The organism is Vibrio sp. QJM3NY_15, from assembly GCF_057785995.1.
Window position 1 is genome coordinate 665,196 of sequence record NZ_CM173517.1, and the last position, 16,400, is coordinate 681,595.

General features: G+C 45.6%; 16 protein-coding genes. All 16 read left to right on the top strand.

Annotated elements, in window-relative coordinates; translation table 11 throughout:
- Positions 1 to 7 precede the first annotated feature (7 nt).
- The gene (gene ispG, locus AC3CKG_RS02880; protein WP_009848294.1) at positions 8 to 1,129 is read left to right on the top strand and encodes a flavodoxin-dependent (E)-4-hydroxy-3-methylbut-2-enyl-diphosphate synthase; all 1,122 of its coding nucleotides are present in this window, start codon (positions 8 to 10) and stop codon (positions 1,127 to 1,129) included.
- Positions 1,130 to 1,199: 70 nt separating this feature from the next.
- Positions 1,200 to 2,468 (top strand): histidine--tRNA ligase, encoded by a 1,269-nt coding sequence (gene hisS, locus AC3CKG_RS02885; RefSeq protein ID WP_017106480.1) that lies wholly within the window; start codon positions 1,200 to 1,202, stop codon positions 2,466 to 2,468.
- A 79-nt stretch (positions 2,469 to 2,547) separates the two neighbouring features.
- Positions 2,548 to 3,162 carry a YfgM family protein gene (locus AC3CKG_RS02890; protein ID WP_017106479.1) on the top strand — a complete coding sequence of 205 codons (615 nt, stop codon included), beginning with the start codon at positions 2,548 to 2,550 and terminating at the stop codon, positions 3,160 to 3,162.
- Between the two features lie 10 nt (positions 3,163 to 3,172).
- Positions 3,173 to 4,333 (top strand): outer membrane protein assembly factor BamB, encoded by a 1,161-nt coding sequence (gene bamB, locus AC3CKG_RS02895; RefSeq protein WP_065105021.1) that lies wholly within the window; start codon positions 3,173 to 3,175, stop codon positions 4,331 to 4,333.
- 158 nt (positions 4,334 to 4,491) lie between these two features.
- Positions 4,492 to 5,973, top strand: coding sequence for a ribosome biogenesis GTPase Der (gene der, locus AC3CKG_RS02900; RefSeq protein ID WP_017106477.1), 1,482 nt, complete (start codon positions 4,492 to 4,494; stop codon positions 5,971 to 5,973).
- Between the two features lie 133 nt (positions 5,974 to 6,106).
- Positions 6,107 to 7,009: an alanyl-tRNA editing protein gene (locus AC3CKG_RS02905; RefSeq protein WP_488528783.1), complete on the top strand. Its 903-nt coding sequence runs from the start codon at positions 6,107 to 6,109 to the stop codon at positions 7,007 to 7,009.
- Between the two features lie 289 nt (positions 7,010 to 7,298).
- On the top strand, positions 7,299 to 8,300 hold the full coding sequence (locus AC3CKG_RS02910; RefSeq protein WP_488528784.1) for a sensor domain-containing diguanylate cyclase: 1,002 nt from the start codon (positions 7,299 to 7,301) through the stop codon (positions 8,298 to 8,300).
- 36 nt (positions 8,301 to 8,336) lie between these two features.
- Positions 8,337 to 8,564 carry a zinc ribbon domain-containing protein gene (locus tag AC3CKG_RS02915; protein WP_102353034.1) on the top strand — a complete coding sequence of 76 codons (228 nt, stop codon included), beginning with the start codon at positions 8,337 to 8,339 and terminating at the stop codon, positions 8,562 to 8,564.
- A gap of 294 nt (positions 8,565 to 8,858) precedes the next feature.
- Positions 8,859 to 10,145 carry an urea ABC transporter substrate-binding protein gene (urtA, locus tag AC3CKG_RS02920; RefSeq protein ID WP_488528785.1) on the top strand — a complete coding sequence of 429 codons (1,287 nt, stop codon included), beginning with the start codon at positions 8,859 to 8,861 and terminating at the stop codon, positions 10,143 to 10,145.
- A 160-nt stretch (positions 10,146 to 10,305) separates the two neighbouring features.
- Complete coding sequence (urtB, locus tag AC3CKG_RS02925; RefSeq protein ID WP_488528786.1) at positions 10,306 to 11,934, top strand: urea ABC transporter permease subunit UrtB; 1,629 nt, start codon at positions 10,306 to 10,308, stop codon at positions 11,932 to 11,934.
- A gap of 10 nt (positions 11,935 to 11,944) precedes the next feature.
- A complete protein-coding gene (gene urtC, locus AC3CKG_RS02930; protein ID WP_488528787.1) occupies positions 11,945 to 13,123 on the top strand; it encodes an urea ABC transporter permease subunit UrtC in 1,179 nt (392 codons plus the stop codon).
- Complete coding sequence (gene urtD / locus AC3CKG_RS02935; protein WP_488528788.1) at positions 13,120 to 13,962, top strand: urea ABC transporter ATP-binding protein UrtD; 843 nt, start codon at positions 13,120 to 13,122, stop codon at positions 13,960 to 13,962. Before urtC ends, urtD begins: the two co-directional genes overlap by 4 nt.
- 1 nt (position 13,963) lies before the next feature.
- Positions 13,964 to 14,659 (top strand): urea ABC transporter ATP-binding subunit UrtE, encoded by a 696-nt coding sequence (urtE, locus tag AC3CKG_RS02940; protein WP_102279659.1) that lies wholly within the window; start codon positions 13,964 to 13,966, stop codon positions 14,657 to 14,659.
- Entirely contained in the window at positions 14,656 to 15,603 is a 948-nt protein-coding gene (locus tag AC3CKG_RS02945) for an urease accessory protein UreD (protein WP_102297442.1), read from the top strand. The genes urtE and AC3CKG_RS02945 overlap by 4 nt, the downstream gene beginning before the upstream one ends.
- A gap of 132 nt (positions 15,604 to 15,735) precedes the next feature.
- Positions 15,736 to 16,038, top strand: coding sequence for an urease subunit gamma (gene ureA, locus AC3CKG_RS02950; protein ID WP_004735119.1), 303 nt, complete (start codon positions 15,736 to 15,738; stop codon positions 16,036 to 16,038).
- 11 nt (positions 16,039 to 16,049) lie between these two features.
- On the top strand, positions 16,050 to 16,385 hold the full coding sequence (locus tag AC3CKG_RS02955; RefSeq protein ID WP_102297445.1) for an urease subunit beta: 336 nt from the start codon (positions 16,050 to 16,052) through the stop codon (positions 16,383 to 16,385).
- The last annotated feature ends 15 nt before the right edge of the window (positions 16,386 to 16,400 follow it).

A 16,400-nucleotide genomic window follows, 5' to 3' on the forward strand; every position in this document is an offset into this window, starting at 1 on the left:
AGTTTATATGCAACACGAATCTCCTATTATTCGTCGCAAATCAACCCGTATTTATGTGGGTGATGTGCCGATCGGTGATGGTGCACCAATTGCTGTGCAATCCATGACCAACACAAGAACAACTGATGTCGCTGCGACCGTTGCTCAAATTAGAGCTTTGGAAAAAGTTGGCGCTGATATCGTTCGCGTATCTGTACCGACTATGGATGCCGCTGAAGCATTTAAGCTAATCAAGCAGCAGGTTTCTGTTCCTTTGGTGGCTGACATTCACTTCGACTACCGTATTGCCCTTAAAGTGGCAGAGTACGGTGTTGACTGTCTGCGTATCAACCCAGGTAACATCGGTAACGAAAGCCGCATTCGCTCTGTTGTGGATTGTGCTCGTGATATGAATATCCCGATTCGTATTGGTGTTAACGGCGGTTCTCTTGAAAAAGAGATCCAAGAGAAATACACAGAGCCTACAGCAGAAGCGCTTGTTGAATCTGCAATGCGTCATGTCGATATCCTAGACCGTTTGAACTTTGATCAATTTAAAGTCAGCGTTAAGGCTTCTGATGTATTCCTAGCCGTCGGTTCTTACCGTTTGCTGGCTAAGCAGATTGATCAACCTTTACATCTTGGTATTACCGAAGCGGGTGGTGCTCGTGCTGGTTCTGTGAAATCAGCGGTAGGTTTGGGCATGCTTCTTTCTGAAGGTATCGGCGATACGCTGCGTATTTCGCTCGCGGCTGATCCTGTTGAAGAGATCAAAGTCGGCTTTGATATTCTTAAATCTTTGCGCATTCGTTCTCGTGGCATCAACTTCATTGCGTGCCCGAGCTGTTCTCGTCAAGAGTTCGATGTTATTAACACCGTTAATGCTCTTGAAGAGCGCTTAGAAGACGTTATTACTCCAATGGATGTATCAATCATCGGTTGTGTGGTTAACGGCCCTGGTGAAGCTGAAGTGTCTCACTTAGGTTTAGCCGGTAGTGCACGTAAGAGTGCCTTCTATGAAGACGGTAAGCGTCAGAAAGAGCGCTTCGACAACGATGACCTTGTCGACAAACTTGAAGCTAAGATTCGTGCAAAAGCGTCAGTGCTTGATAAAGCAAATCGCATTGATGTAGAAAACTTAGAAGATTAATACAACGCGATGGGGTGTGATTGTCTATTCGCACTAACACCTGGTCGTGAGAAATTACGGAATAAATACTGTGGCTAAAAATATCCAAGCAATTCGAGGCATGAACGACTGCCTTCCAACTCAATCACCACTGTGGCAGAAAGTAGAAAGCGCAGTTAAAAACGTGGTGAGCGCATACGGTTACAACGAAGTACGTATGCCTATCGTTGAAGAAACAAATCTATTTAGCCGTGCCGTTGGTGAAGAGACAGACGTTGTTTCTAAAGAGATGTACACCTTTGATGACCGCAATGGCGATAGCCTAACGCTGCGTCCAGAAGGCACAGCAGGTTGTGTACGTTCATGTATTCAAAATAGCCTTATCAACCGTGATGAACAGCGCCTATGGTACATGGGTCCAATGTTCCGTCACGAGCGTCCTCAAAAAGGTCGCTACCGTCAATTCCACCAATGTGGCGTTGAAGTGTTTGGCCTAGACGGTCCAGACGTTGACGCTGAACTGATTATGATGACTGCACGTCTATGGCGTGAGCTAGGCATCGACAAACACGTTCGCCTAGAACTGAACTCAATCGGTTCTCAAGAAGATCGCGTAAGCTACCGCACTGCGTTAGTGGCGTTCCTTGAGCAACATATCGATGTGCTTGATGAAGATTGTAAACGTCGCATGCACACCAACCCGCTTCGTGTACTAGATACTAAGAACCCAGACGTTCAAGCTATCTTAGGTGACGCACCTCGACTATCTGAATATCTAGGTGAAGAATCAAAGCAACATTTTGCTGGTTTGTGTGAACTTCTTGACGCTGTTGGTATCGAATACCAAGTTAACGAGCGTCTAGTACGTGGCCTAGATTACTACAACCGCACAGTATTTGAGTGGATCACTGACAGTTTAGGCGCGCAAGGTACAGTATGTGGCGGTGGCCGTTACGATGGTCTTGTTGAGCAATTAGGCGGCAAAGCAACTAATGCGGTTGGTTTTGCAATGGGTCTAGAGCGTTTAGTTCTGATGATGGAAACGCTAGAACTTACAGAAGTTCGTCGTAGCGTTGACGTATATATGGTTGCTGCTGGCGAAGGTACTATGATCGCGGGCATGCAGTTAGCGAATCAATTGCGTGACACCGTTAAAGGCGTACGCGTGATGAACCACTTCGGTGGTGGTAGCTTCAAGAAGCAATTTAAACGTGCTGACAAAGTAGGTGCTGTTGTAGCACTTGTACTTGGTGAGAACGAAGTTGCTGACAATACAGTTGTGCTAAAAGATTTGGTTGGCGGTGTGCAAGAAACCGTGTCTCAAACGGAAGTTGCAGAGAAAGTTGCTGCGCTAATCTAGTTAGCCATTGAGCAAACGCTCATCATGAATATTAACGTCAGCACTATGCTGGCGTTTAAAGAATTAAAGAGGACAGGAAGTGGAACTTTACGATAGCGAAGAGCAACAAGTTGAAGCCATTAAAGATTGGTGGAAAGAGAACGGTAAAGCCGTAATCTTTGGTGCGGTTATTGGTTTAGGTGGTCTATTCGGTTGGCGCTATTACCAAGATTCAGTCGTTGAAGCGCGTGAAGCAGCTTCAGAAAGCTACACCTCTGTAATTTCAGCTCTTGATACTAAGGGCGTTGATGCTCAATCTGATATTCAAGCTTTCATCGACGCAAACAAAGACGCTGAATACTCTGTTCTTGCTGCTATGCAATTAGCTAAAGCACAAGTTCAAGCGGGTGACCTTGCAGCAGCACTTGAACAGCTTGAGTGGGCAAAATCGGCAACTAAGGACGCGGCATTAGCGCCACTACTTACTTACCGTGTTGCTCGTATCAAAGCTGAGCAAGGTGAATTTGACGCAGCATTGACTGATCTTGAAGCGATGACTGACGAATCTTGGAAAGGCCGTGTTGCTGAACTACGTGGTGATATCTCACTTCGTAAAGGCGACACAGATGCGGCTTACAGTGCTTACTCTGAAGCACAACAAGCTGCTGATGCGAGCCAAACGCTTCAAATCAAACTTGACGACCTAGCTAAATAAGGCGCTTTGAATGAAGAAGATGTTTCCAAAAGCGGCGTTGTGTGCGATTGCTCTTGGCCTGTTAGCGGGTTGTGCGGGTGAAGAAGACACCGTCATCATGGCTCCAGTACCAACAGTAAACAGTGAGTTCACTCCTAAGCAGGAATGGTCTACGTCGGTTGGTGATGGTGTTGGTCATTACTTTTCAAAATTAACGCCAGAGCTTGCTTACGACAAAGTGTTTGTTGCAAGTCGCGAAGGTATTGTTAAAGCGCTTGATCCTGAAACGGGTAAAAAGTTGTGGGAAACCGATCTTGAAAAAGATGTGCTCGCACGCTTATCAGGTGGCCTAACAGCGGCTTACGGCAAAGTGTTCTTAGGCTCTGAAAATGGCGAAGTGATCGCGTTAGACGAATCGACCGGTGAAGAACTGTGGCGTGTACCAGTAAACGGTGAGGTCCTTGCATCTCCTGCGACTGAAAGCAACATGGTATTGGTTCATACAAGCCGTGGCATGATGATCGCTTTAGATCAAGAAAGCGGCGAACAGAAGTGGACGATTAGCACTGAAGTTCCAAGTTTAACACTGCGTGGCGATAGCTCTCCTGTTGCTGTTTCTGGTGGTGTTTTCTGGGGAACGGCAAATGGTCGTTTGGCTGCTGCTATCGTTGATCGTGGTCAGCTGATTTGGCAACAACCGGTTGGTACGCCAAAAGGCGCAACGGAAATTGACCGCTTGGTTGATGTTGATGCGTCACCGATTGTTCTTGGCGGCACCTTGTATACCGTTGGTATCAATGGTCAGTTGATTGCTATCGATCTTCGTTCTGGTAAGCCAGTTTGGAAGCGTAACTACTCGTCTGCGATTGATTTAGCGAGCGATGGCAGTCGTTTGTTTGTAGTAACAGACAAAGACCACGTGGTTGCGGTAGATGCGCGTAGCGGTACTGAGTTATGGAGCACGCCACTGCTAGAAAACCGCTTACTGACAGCACCTGCTATTATTAACGGTTATGTAGTCGTGGGTGATACAGAAGGTTATCTACACTGGTTAGATCGTTCATCGGGTGAGTTCGTTGCCCAACAGTTAGTTGATGATAGCGGCTTTGCGGTTGCGCCAATTGAGCTACCTGAAGGCTACTTAGTGACGACTCGCAATGGCGATGTAAAGAAACTAACGATTAGCCAATAAAAGCGTGATACAATTCACAGTCGGCTCCTGGTTGGTAACAGCTAGGAGCCGTTTTGTTGTTATAAATTAATAAACCATGTGGTTATAGGTAAGAGTTTAAACTTGCGAACAAGTGCTTACCTATAACTACATTTAGAGAAGAAATTGTAGAGGTTGTTATGGTACCTGTTGTTGCTCTAGTAGGGCGTCCGAACGTAGGTAAATCTACGTTATTTAACCGATTGACTCGAACTCGTGATGCATTGGTTGCGGATTTCCCTGGCTTAACGCGTGACCGTAAATACGGCCATGCTCATTTTAGTGAGCATGACTTTATTGTTATCGACACTGGTGGTATCGACGGTACCGAAGAAGGTGTTGAAACTAAAATGGCTGAACAGTCGCTAGCGGCGATTGATGAAGCTGATGTCGTTCTGTTTATGGTAGATGGCCGTGCTGGTCTAACACCTTCAGACGTAGCTATTGCTAAGCACCTTCGCCAACTAGAAAAGCCTTCAATGCTCGTAGTAAACAAGGTTGATGGTATCGACCCTGATGCTGCAAGTGCTGACTTCTGGCAGTTAGGCGTTGAAGATATGTATCAAATCGCAGCGGCACACGGTCGTGGTGTAACCGCACTGATTGACCTTGCACTTAACCCATTCGCTGAGGCTTTAAAAGCTGAGAATGGTGAAGTAAGCGATTTGACTGAGTTTGAAGACGAAGAAGAAGAGCAAGTTGATTTCACTGAAGAAGAAGCGGAAGAAGAATTCCAGCGTCTTCAAGATCAACCGATCAAGCTAGCGATCATTGGTCGTCCGAACGTAGGTAAATCAACACTAACTAACCGTATTCTTGGTGAAGAACGTGTTGTTGTTTACGATATGCCTGGTACGACTCGTGACTCTATCTACATTCCAATGCAGCGTGATGAGCGTGAATACGTTCTGATTGACACTGCGGGTGTTCGTCGTCGTAAGAACATCAATGAAACAGTAGAGAAGTTCTCTGTAGTTAAAACATTGAAAGCGATTGAAGACGCTAACGTTGTTTTATTGCTGATTGATGCTCGCGAGAATATCTCGGATCAAGATTTAAGCTTGTTAGGTTTTGCGTTGAATGCTGGTCGTTCAATCGTGATTGCAGTAAACAAGTGGGATGGTCTAGACAGCGATGTAAAAGAACACGTTAAGAAAGAACTAGACCGCCGTTTAGGTTTCGTTGATTTCGCACGTATTCACTTTATTTCTGCACTTCATGGCACAGGTGTTGGTCACTTGTTTGAATCTGTTCAAGAAGCTTACAAGTCAGCGACAACACGTGTTGGTACTTCTGTTCTGACTCGTATCATGAAAATGGCAACGGATGATCACCAACCGCCTATGGTTCGTGGCCGTCGTGTGAAACTTAAATACGCGCACGCTGGTGGCTATAACCCACCTATTATCGTTATCCACGGTAACCAAGTTCGTAACTTGCCAGATTCGTACAAACGATTCCTAATGAACTACTACCGTCGTTCGCTAGAGATCATGGGTACACCGATTCGCATTCAATTCCAGAACAGCGAAAACCCGTTTGAAGCGAAAACAAACAAGCTAACGATTTCTCAGGAACGCAAACGTAAGCGTATGATGAGCATGATGAAAGGTCGTAAATAACCCTTTCTAATCGATTTGATACCCGAGCCTGTCTCGGGTATTTTTTTAAGCAAAATTTACGTTAAGCCATAGCCTCACATTCTCACATCATTATGGATTAGCGAATTAGACTCGATTTCAAAAGAAGAACAATATGACCACTAGCGATTTGATTACATCTGCACAAGCAATCACACCAACCATCACTCAATTCTGTCATCAGGCTTGGCAGCTCAATGGCAAAGCGCTATATGTTGAAAGCGATAACAGTAAAACCTACTTGATCACTGATGTGACGCCTTTTCATCCTGTTAGTCATATTTGGCCCGATCACCCAGCAGACCGAGGTTTTGTCAGCGTAAATGGTGAACAGTATATTGTTGAAGATTGCCTTGTTGGTGCAATAGAACAATCTACTGGCAAGCTTCATATCGCAGCAGATATCCCTGTTAAGCGTGATACGGAAGGGTGGGCGTTTGTGGTTGTTCACCAACTACCGGCATCAGCTTCTATGATTAATATTGGCGATGACGTTGAGTTGTCGGTTGATAAAGAATACCAAGCAAGCTTGAGCCGTGGGCATAGTGCTGGTCATATCGCTTTCTTAGCGTTGAATAAAGTACTGGCTGAGAGTTACTGGCGCAAAGATGCGGACAGAAAAGATCCGCTTGGTAGTTACGACTTCAATAGCTACGCGCAAGTCACCAGCTTTGTGACCCCAGAGCTGTGTACCGACAAGTATCGTTTGGGCAAAACCTTGAAGAAACGCGGCTTGAACGTCGCAGACATGCTAGCAAACCTCGATGGTATTGAAGCCGACATCAATCAAATGATTGCAGGCTGGCTAGCAGAGTCTACTTCAGTAGCAATGAGACTGGAAGGCGAGGCATTAACAGACTCTCGTTACTGGGAATGGCAGCTCAATGCAGACACTCTCGTGTCTATTCCGTGTGGTGGTACTCACATTGAGAATACGTTAGAGCTTAAAGCATTGTCGGTTAAGTTAACCCAGTTAGATGACCAGAATATTGAAATGCTGACGCATGTAATTCGATGATTTAGACTACAGATCGAAATGGCTTGTGCTGTTTGTTTTGTTTTTATATGTCACTTTTAATATAAATGACTATTTAAAATTGAAATGCAGCACATGTAACTTATGCTTTCGGTGTGTGGTGATATAAATATTCTTTTTGGGGTAGATCGCTGATCAAAATAGATAAAGCGAAAGATCAACCTATGATCTTCGATTGTGTGTTGTGGTTATTTAGTGTGTTATTATTAACCAATAGTAAGCTTGCATAAGAACAAGCCGTACCTAATTACACAATTGAAAGCTTTAGTGAATGGAACAAAAATTTTTATTAGAAGGCCACCGAGCAGTCAACAGTTTGCTTCGAAAGCTTGCTCTTGGGATGGATCGTAAAGATTTAAATCATAAGATCATTCAGCTTACCGAGCAGCTTTTCGGGCAGCGCATGGCTTCAATTTTACTGCTCAACTCAGAGTCAAAGACTTTGCACCTTGAATATGCTCCGAACCTACCTGATTTTTATAATCAGCAAATAGAAGGGGTCGGGATCGGTGTGGGAATTGGTTCTTGTGGAGAGGCGGCGGCACTCAAGAAAGCCGTTATGGTTTCAGACATCAATAGACACCCCAATTGGGTTCCTTTCCTACCTCTGACCAATCAAGCTAATCTTCATGCGTGTTGGTCAGTACCAATCATCTCTTCACATGGACATGTGCTAGGTACCTTCGCGATTTACAGCCAGTACATCTCTGAACCCCATGAATTCGAACTCGAAATCCTAGAGTTATTGGCTTCACTGTATTCGGTCGCATTGGAGAAATATGAGTTAGAGAATCAACTTAACTTTTTTGCCCATCATGATTCCCTTACTCATTGTTTGAATCGCCGCGCACTGTTGAGTGAAGCTGAAAACGTACTGGCAAAGCGATGTTTTGGTGACAAGGTTATGGCGTGTCTGTTTGTCGATGTCGATAAATTCAAATCAATTAATGACACCTATGGTCACAGCTTTGGTGATGGCGTATTGCTCGCTGTTGCAAAGGTTTTAGATGAAGCCACCTCGACATGTGCCAAAATTGGTCGCTATGGCGGTGATGAATTTGTGGTGTTCTCTTGTTTTGACTCTGAAGAAAGCGTTGTTAGCTTTTATCACAGCTTAGAAAAAACCTTGGAACAAGCGCTCTATATCAACGATATTCAGTTCGCAGTCAGTGTTGGGCTCTCTTATGAAAAAGATCCTGAATCATTAGAAACCTTGATCGTACAAGCTGATAAGAACATGTACCAAATCAAGCAAGCGAAGTCTCAGCGGTAGTAGATTGTAAAAATAGTAGTGAATTAGGAAATACTAATGAGTGAAAATATCTGCCCTAAGTGCCAGTCTGAGCTAGCTTGGGATGGCAAGTATCACTGTGAAAGTTGTCAGGCTCACTTTACTAAAGTTGGATTTTGCCCTGAGTGCAGCAGCCAACTTGAGAAGCTTCAAGCCTGTGGTGCTGCGAGCTATTTTTGTAATGGCGATTGCAACGAGTTGAAGTCTAAGTCGAGAGTGAAATTCGAATTCCAACCAACTGAATAGCCTTAAATTATTTGGTTTGAACGACAATCGGTGATGTTATACCAGAGACTCAATACTAAAGTGTTGGGTCTTTTTTGTATCTGAAGAATAGCAATGTGTCATCTTGGTTCATTCTTATCGCCACTGCACCAGTATGAAACATAGTGACATGATTGCTATGCACTCTATTGGTGTGATTTGATTTTAAATTCCATAAATACAATAACTTATAAATTTAATGGTTACTTTTTAAGTTTGGCACTCTTCTTGTAACTCTGTAATTGAATAACAAAAATACAATTATGGAGTAATATCATGAACAAGGTGTTCAATTTATCGCTAGCTGCACTGTGTACAACACTTTCATTTTCTTCTGCAACAGTGCTTGCCGCTGATGAGACCATCAAGGTCGGTGTTCTACACTCACTCTCTGGCACTATGGCTATCAGTGAAACAACGCTAAAAGATACCGTGCTAATGCTCATCGAAGAGCAGAACAAAAAGGGCGGTTTGCTTGGCAAGAAGCTAGAGCCTGTTGTGGTTGACCCTGCGTCAAACTGGCCGCTATTTGCAGAAAAAGCGCGTGAGCTTATCGAAAAAGAGAAAGTGGATGTGGTGTTCGGTGGTTGGACATCGGTATCACGTAAATCGATGCTGCCTGTTTTTGAAGAACTCAACAGCATCCTTTTCTACCCAGTTCAGTATGAAGGCGAAGAGTCTTCTAAAAACGTTTTCTACACTGGCGCAGCGCCAAACCAACAAGCGATCCCAGCAGTGGATTACTTGATGGAAGAGCTTGAAGTTGAGCGCTGGGTACTAGCGGGTACCGATTACGTTTACCCACGTACTACCAATAAGATCCTTGAAGCCTACCTAAAAGATAAAGGTGTCGCAGAAGAAGACATCATGATCAACTACACGCCATTTGGTCATTCTGATTGGCAATCCATTGTTTCAGACATCAAAAAGTTCGGTGAAGCGGGCAAGAAAACCGCTGTAGTTTCTACCGTGAACGGCGATGCGAACGTGCCTTTCTATAAAGAACTTGGCGCTCAAGGCATTTCATCTGAAGACATCCCAGTTATTGCATTCTCGGTTGGTGAAGAAGAACTATCGGGCATGGACGCAGAACCTTTGGTTGGTCACCTTGCGGCGTGGAACTACTTCATGAGTGTTGATACCGAAGCCAATGAAGAGTTCGTTGAGACATGGCAGTCATTCATTCAGAGTGAAAAACGCGTCACCAACGATCCAATGGAAGCGCACTACGTTGGCTTTAACATGTGGGCGCAAGCGGTAACTAACGCAGGCACAACCGATCCTGAATCTGTGCAAGATGCCTTGATTGGCGTGTCGGTTCCTAACCTTTCTGGCGGCTACTCTACCATGCTGCCAAACCACCACATTACTAAACCAGTCCTGATCGGTGAAATCCAAGATGATGGTCAATTCGATATCGTTTGGGAAACCACAGGCCTAGTGGCGGGTGATGCTTGGTCTAGCTACTTACCTGAATCGGCAAAACTGTTCTCTAGCTGGTCGAAGCCATTTTCATGTGGTGCGTTTAACGTCGAAACGAAGAAGTGTTCTGGCGGTAACTAGATCGTCAATTCAGGAATATTGAGCCTTCCGGTTTGGGAAGAACACGTCTGTTTAACGGGCGAAGCGAACGGAAGGCTCATAGTTTCAGGTAACAACCACTATCCACACATCCTCCAAGTAAAAATAACAATATCTAACTTGGTTGGTTAAGGAAGCAGGGATGAAAAACGTATTAAACGTATTTAAGGCACTATTGCTCATGGCAGTCAGTGCTCAGTTGGCTTTTGCTGGAATAACGGATGAAGCTAGCTTTACCAAGGCGCTAGTTGGTAAGAAAACATCGGATAAAGAATTAGCTATCGATTGGGTGATTGAGACGCAAACGGAAGATGTGTCGAAACCTATTTTGGATGGTTGGTTAAACGGAGATCTTTACTACTTTAATGAGAAACAGAGTGAGAAGTACAAACAGCTCTACCTCATTCAAAGCATCAAAACAGCGACGTCAGCTCAGTCTGTATGGGATGATTCAACGCTTAATATCGAGAATGTGAGACAGTTTAAAAAGGTTCGTGTGAATAACAAACTTCGCGGGATCTTGCGTGAGGAAATCGCCTCGATTGGACTGAACAGCAGTAATTCTGATGTGCGTTATAAAGCTGTTTTGGATCTACTCGGTACCAAAGATTCTGACATTATTGATCGTTTAGCTGTACTCAGAACCAGTGAATCAGAGGGCAAAGTCGCTGAATTGATGGACTTGTCGTTAGCCATATTTACCTCTCTTAATAACAGTGCCACCACTGAAGATCGCGTGGTTTCAATTGAACGAGTTGGCGACTTCAAACACTCCGTGGTTCTGAAAACATTGAATCAACTACTGAGCAGTGAGAAAGATCCAAAAGTCTTAGCTGCAGCAGAGCGTGCGATGGACGATTATCAACAAAGCCAAGCGCTCTATTCTGGTGTCGAAACCGTATTCTTCGGTTTGAGTTTAGGTTCGGTATTGGTGCTAGCGGGTATTGGCCTAGCGATTACCTTTGGTGTAATGGGTGTTATCAACATGGCTCATGGAGAGCTGATCATGATTGGCGCTTACACTACGTATGTATTGCAGTTGTTGATGCCGAACCATATTGGCTTAGCATTGATACTCTCAATTCCAGCGGCGTTTATTGTGTCTGGCTTGGTGGGTATTGTGATTGAGCGAAGCGTGATTCGTCACCTTTACGGACGACCATTGGAAACCTTACTCGCGACCTTTGGTATTAGCTTGATCTTGCAGCAAGCCGTTCGCTCGATTTTCTCTCCTTTGAACCGCTCAGTGAGCACACCTGAATGGATGTCTGGCGCACTTCAATTGAACCCAATGTTGTCCCTGACTTACAACCGACTTTATATCATCCTGTTCTGTGGTTTGGTGTTTATGGGCTTATTGATGGTTCTGAAAAAGACACCACTAGGCTTACAGGTTCGTGCGGTTTCTCAAAACCGTGGTATGGCGCGTGCGATGGGTATTCGATCTGAACGAGTTGATGCAATGACCTTTGGTTTAGGTTCTGGTGTTGCAGGTGTCGCGGGTGTGGCACTTTCTCAACTGACCAACGTTGGCCCAAATATGGGACAGGCATACATCATCGATTCATTCATGGTGGTGGTATTTGGCGGTGTTGGCAATCTATGGGGCACGCTAGTCGCAGGCTTAAGCCTTGGCTTGTTCAATAAGATTTTAGAACCATGGGCTGGTGCGGTTCTCGCCAAGATTCTGGTGCTGGTTTTCATCATTCTATTTATTCAAAAGCGCCCACGCGGACTGTTCCCGCAACGTGGTCGTGCGGCTGAAGGTTAAGGACAACATCATGCAGTCAAAATCATTTGTACTTTCGGCGATGCGTGGTGACAAAGGTGGCCAACTGACCATCCTTGCCATTCTTGCGGCCGTCATTCTTATCCCACTGGCTAACACCATGTTACCAAGTGGGCATCCGCTCCATGTCGAGACTTTCACTATCTCACTAATGGGGAAATACCTGAGCTACGCAATGTTGGCGTTGGCGCTCGATCTTGTGTGGGGCTATCTCGGAATATTGAGCCTCGGCCACGGTGCTTTCTTTGCGCTTGGTGGTTATGCGATGGGCATGTACTTGATGCGTCAGATTGGTGACCGTGGGGTTTATGGTGACCCAATCCTGCCTGACTTTATGGTGTTCCTTGATTGGTCGGTGTTGCCGTGGTTCTGGCAGGGCTTCGATCAGTTCTGGTTCGCTTGCTTGATGGTGGTGTTGGTACCGGGCGCGTTGGCTTACTTGTTTGGTTATCTTGCTTTCCGTTCTCGCGTGTCAGGGGTATATCTTTCTATCATGACTCAGGCGTTAACTTACGCATTGATGCTGGCATTTTTCCGCAACGAGATGGGCTTTGGTGGTAACAACGGACTGACGGATTTCAAAGACATTATTGGTCTGAGCTTGCAGAGTGATGCGGTCAAGATTGGTCTGTTTGTCGCGACTGGCGTTGCACTCATTCTCAGCTACATCGCGTGTCGTATGGTGGTGACCAGTCGATTAGGCCGTGTGGCATTAGCGATTCGTGATACGGAATCTCGCACTCGCTTTATGGGCTACGACGTCGATGGCATCAAGCTGTGCGTCTTCGTTCTTTCAGCGGTTATCGCGGGTATTGCTGGGGCTTTATATGTGCCTCAAGTTGGCATCATTAACCCAGGAGAATTTGCTCCTCTTAACTCGATTGAGATCGTGGTTTGGGTTGCCTTAGGCGGTCGCGCCACTTTGTTTGGCGCCATTGTTGGGGCATTGATCATCAACTACGCCAAGAGCTGGTTTACTGTTGAGTTCCCAGAGGTGTGGTTATTCGCGTTAGGCGGGTTATTCGTACTTTCGACCATGTACTTCCCACAAGGTGTGATTGGCTTTGTCAGTGAAAAATGGCAGCAGCTGCGTAAGGCATCAAATGGGAAAAACCAAGATAAAGATAAAGATAAGGATGATCAGCACAAAGCCAAGGAGGTGATCGCATGACCACATTTAATAGCGTAAAGGAATCAGTTCAGGCGTTCACTCGTCGAGACGAAGTCTTCGATTACCTCAAACCTGATATTCATCCTGCCATCGATACTCGCCATAACGTGCTGTTGTATGTGGAAGGCGTCAATAAAAGCTTCGATGGTTTCCAAGCGATAAATGATCTGAACCTCTACATCAATGAAGGAGAGCTTCGTTGCATCATCGGTCCTAATGGCGCAGGTAAAACCACCATGATGGACATCATTACCGGGAAAACTAAGCCAGATACTGGCGAAGTGTGGCTGGGTTCGAACATCAACTTGCTGAAGATGAACGAAGCCGAAATTGCTAACGCAGGCGTTGGGCGTAAATTCCAAAAACCGACCGTGATTGAGTGTTTAACCGTGTGGCAGAACCTTGAGTTAGCCATGGCGGGTGACCGCTCAGTGTGGACGACTTTCACTGCGGTAATGTCTGGTGAACAGAAAGATAAATTGACCTCGGTACTTGAGTTGATTCACCTAAAAGACGAAGTCGCGAATTTGTCAGGCAATCTGTCACATGGGCAAAAACAGTGGTTAGAGATCGGCATGCTATTGATGCAAAACCCTAAGCTGTTGCTGGTGGATGAGCCTGTTGCTGGTATGACTCACCAAGAGATGGATCGTACCTCGGAGTTACTTAACTCACTGGCAGGCAAACACTCTGTCGTCGTGGTTGAACACGATATGGATTTCGTTCGTTCAATCGCTAGCCATGTCACCGTGCTTCATCAGGGTCACGTGCTGGCAGAAGGCACTATGGATCAAGTGCAGGCTCACCCTGAAGTTAAACAAGTTTATCTCGGAGAATAGGATGTTAGAGGTTAAATCAGTTAATCAATATTACGGTGAGAGCCACACCTTATGGGATTTGGATATGCAGATCCCCGAAGGTAAATGCACCGTTCTAATGGGACGAAACGGCGTCGGTAAAACGACTCTGCTGCAATGCATCATGGGTTTGGTTAAGGTCGAAAGCGGTGATATCTCATTATCGGGTGAGTCGCTTCTGAAAACCGATGCTGAAGATCGTTCTCGTCAAGGAATCGGTTATGTGCCGCAAGGTCGTCAGATCTTCCCGATGCTCACGGTTCAAGAAAACTTAGAAGTTGGCTTGCCGATTCGAGAAAAGGGCGACCGTAAGATCCCTGAGTTCATCTTCGATATATTCCCAGTATTAAAAGAGATGCTGCATCGTCGCGGTGGGGACTTATCCGGTGGCCAGCAGCAGCAACTCGCGATTGGGCGTGCGCTGGTGGTTAATCCAAAGCTATTGATATTGGATGAGCCGACAGAAGGTATTCAGCCCAATATCGTGCAAGAGATTGGTGACATCATTCGAATGCTCAACGAGAGGATGGGGCTCACGGTTCTGCTTGTGGAACAGAAGCTGCCATTTGCGAGAAAGGTTGGTGACCGATTTTGCATTCTTGACCGTGGGCGTCAGGTGGCTGAGGGTGAAATGACAGGGCTCGATGAGTCCTTGATTAAGGAGTACCTAACCGTATGAATTCTCTCTTTTCTCCGAATGAAGTAAGCAATGCTTCTTTAGTCGAAACTTTGTCTCTGAATGAGACCATCGAACAAGATATTCGAGACGGTTGGCAAGCAAGCTTAAACCTCACTTTTGTCGACCGCGGTGATAAAACCGTATTAAAGAATCGTCAGCAGTCTGGTCCGCTTGCGGTGCAACGCCCCTTGTATCCTGATGGGGAAACGTGTCACACCTACTTACTCCATCCCCCCGGCGGAGTGGTAGGTGGTGACACTCTCAACATTGAGGCAACTGTAGAAAGCGGTGCGAATACGTTGATCACCACACCCGGTGCGACCAAGTTTTACCGCTCAAACAACAAGTACGCTAAGCAGAAGCAAACGCTTCGAGTAAAGAAAGATGCGCGCTTGGAATGGATGCCGCAAGAGAACATCTTTTTCCCTAATGCACACGTTCGTTTAGACACTGAAATTCGCCTCGAAAAGGGTGCACAATTTTGGGGTTGGGAGATGCACTGTTTTGGGCGCCCTGCACAGAATGAGGGATTTGAGCATGGTCACCTCGTTGGGAAAACAGAAATCTATCTTGATAATCAAAGGCTTCTGACTGAAGGCTTTAATTTTCACGGTGGCGATAAGTTAATGATAAATATGGGGTTACTAGATTATTCAATGATGGGGACTTTTTATATAACCTCAAATGAGAAGCAAGATTTAGAGTTGGTACAGAGCTTGCTCTTATCTATTACACAGCAAGCTTCACAGCAATCAGTTACATCAAAAATGTCGAGTGAACCTACATTAATAATGGGTGCAACGCAGATAGAAGGATTGATTGTAGTGCGAGCTTTGGGTAATTGGAGTGAAGATATTCTCCAGGCCTTTGGTCAGATATGGCAAGCAACTCGCTCTCATTTGTGTGGTACGACTCCGGATTTACCTAGGATTTGGGCGACTTAGCGATTAGCCCTTTTGTACCTAGGGTGACTTCCGGCTCTAGGTACATTTTTTCAAGCTTGCTGTGTTTGAATCCCACTTACTGCTCATGCGTTTTTGGGCTCTAAGAAAATAACACTAACAGCGGGCGGCTAAATGGAATTAACACCAAGAGAAAAAGATAAGCTACTTATCTTCTGCGCAGGAATGCTGGCACAGCAGCGCAAACAAAAAGGCTTAAAACTCAACTACCCAGAATCTATTGCGCTGATCAGCAGTGCCATTCTTGAAGGTGCCCGCGAGGGTAAAACCGTTTCAGAATTAATGGATTTTGGACGCACACTTCTTACTGTCGATGACGTTATGGAGGGGATCCCTTCCATGATCCCTGATGTACAAGTCGAAGCTACTTTTCCTGATGGCACCAAGCTGGTGACCGTTCATGAACCTATCGTGTAGGGAGAAGTAATATGGCTGGTTCCACAAAACAATACTCAGGATTCGTTCCCGGAAAAGTCGAAACTGCTCCCGGTGACATCACTCTCAATGAAGGCCGAGACACAACGTCCGTTAAGGTACAAAACATTGGCGATCGTCCTGTTCAAATTGGCTCTCATTACCACTTCTATGAAGTAAACCCTTCGTTGATCTTCGACCGAGAAGCCACTAAAGGCTTTCGACTCAATATTCCTGCGGGCACCGCAACCCGCTTTGAGCCGGGTCAGTCGCGTAGTGTCGAGTTAGTGCGTTACGCAGGTAAGTTAGAGATCTATGGCTTCCAAGGAAAGGTGATGGGCAAGCTCTAAGCGCTCCCACGGAAT

Bases quoted from the DNA above. Each gene is read 5' to 3' on its own strand.
- ispG (WP_009848294.1), top strand. From the start codon at position 8: ATGCAACACGAATCTCCTATTATTCGTCGCAAATCAACCCGTATTTAT.
- bamB (WP_065105021.1), top strand. From the start codon at position 3,173: ATGAAGAAGATGTTTCCAAAAGCGGCGTTGTGTGCGATTGCTCTTGGC.
- der (WP_017106477.1), top strand. From the start codon at position 4,492: ATGGTACCTGTTGTTGCTCTAGTAGGGCGTCCGAACGTAGGTAAATCT.
- AC3CKG_RS02905 (WP_488528783.1), top strand. From the start codon at position 6,107: ATGACCACTAGCGATTTGATTACATCTGCACAAGCAATCACACCAACC.
- AC3CKG_RS02910 (WP_488528784.1), top strand. From the start codon at position 7,299: ATGGAACAAAAATTTTTATTAGAAGGCCACCGAGCAGTCAACAGTTTG.
- AC3CKG_RS02915 (WP_102353034.1), top strand. From the start codon at position 8,337: ATGAGTGAAAATATCTGCCCTAAGTGCCAGTCTGAGCTAGCTTGGGAT.
- urtA (WP_488528785.1), top strand. From the start codon at position 8,859: ATGAACAAGGTGTTCAATTTATCGCTAGCTGCACTGTGTACAACACTT.
- urtB (WP_488528786.1), top strand. From the start codon at position 10,306: ATGAAAAACGTATTAAACGTATTTAAGGCACTATTGCTCATGGCAGTC.
- urtC (WP_488528787.1), top strand. From the start codon at position 11,945: ATGCAGTCAAAATCATTTGTACTTTCGGCGATGCGTGGTGACAAAGGT.
- urtD (WP_488528788.1), top strand. From the start codon at position 13,120: ATGACCACATTTAATAGCGTAAAGGAATCAGTTCAGGCGTTCACTCGT.
- urtE (WP_102279659.1), top strand. From the start codon at position 13,964: ATGTTAGAGGTTAAATCAGTTAATCAATATTACGGTGAGAGCCACACC.
- AC3CKG_RS02945 (WP_102297442.1), top strand. From the start codon at position 14,656: ATGAATTCTCTCTTTTCTCCGAATGAAGTAAGCAATGCTTCTTTAGTC.
- ureA (WP_004735119.1), top strand. From the start codon at position 15,736: ATGGAATTAACACCAAGAGAAAAAGATAAGCTACTTATCTTCTGCGCA.
- AC3CKG_RS02955 (WP_102297445.1), top strand. From the start codon at position 16,050: ATGGCTGGTTCCACAAAACAATACTCAGGATTCGTTCCCGGAAAAGTC.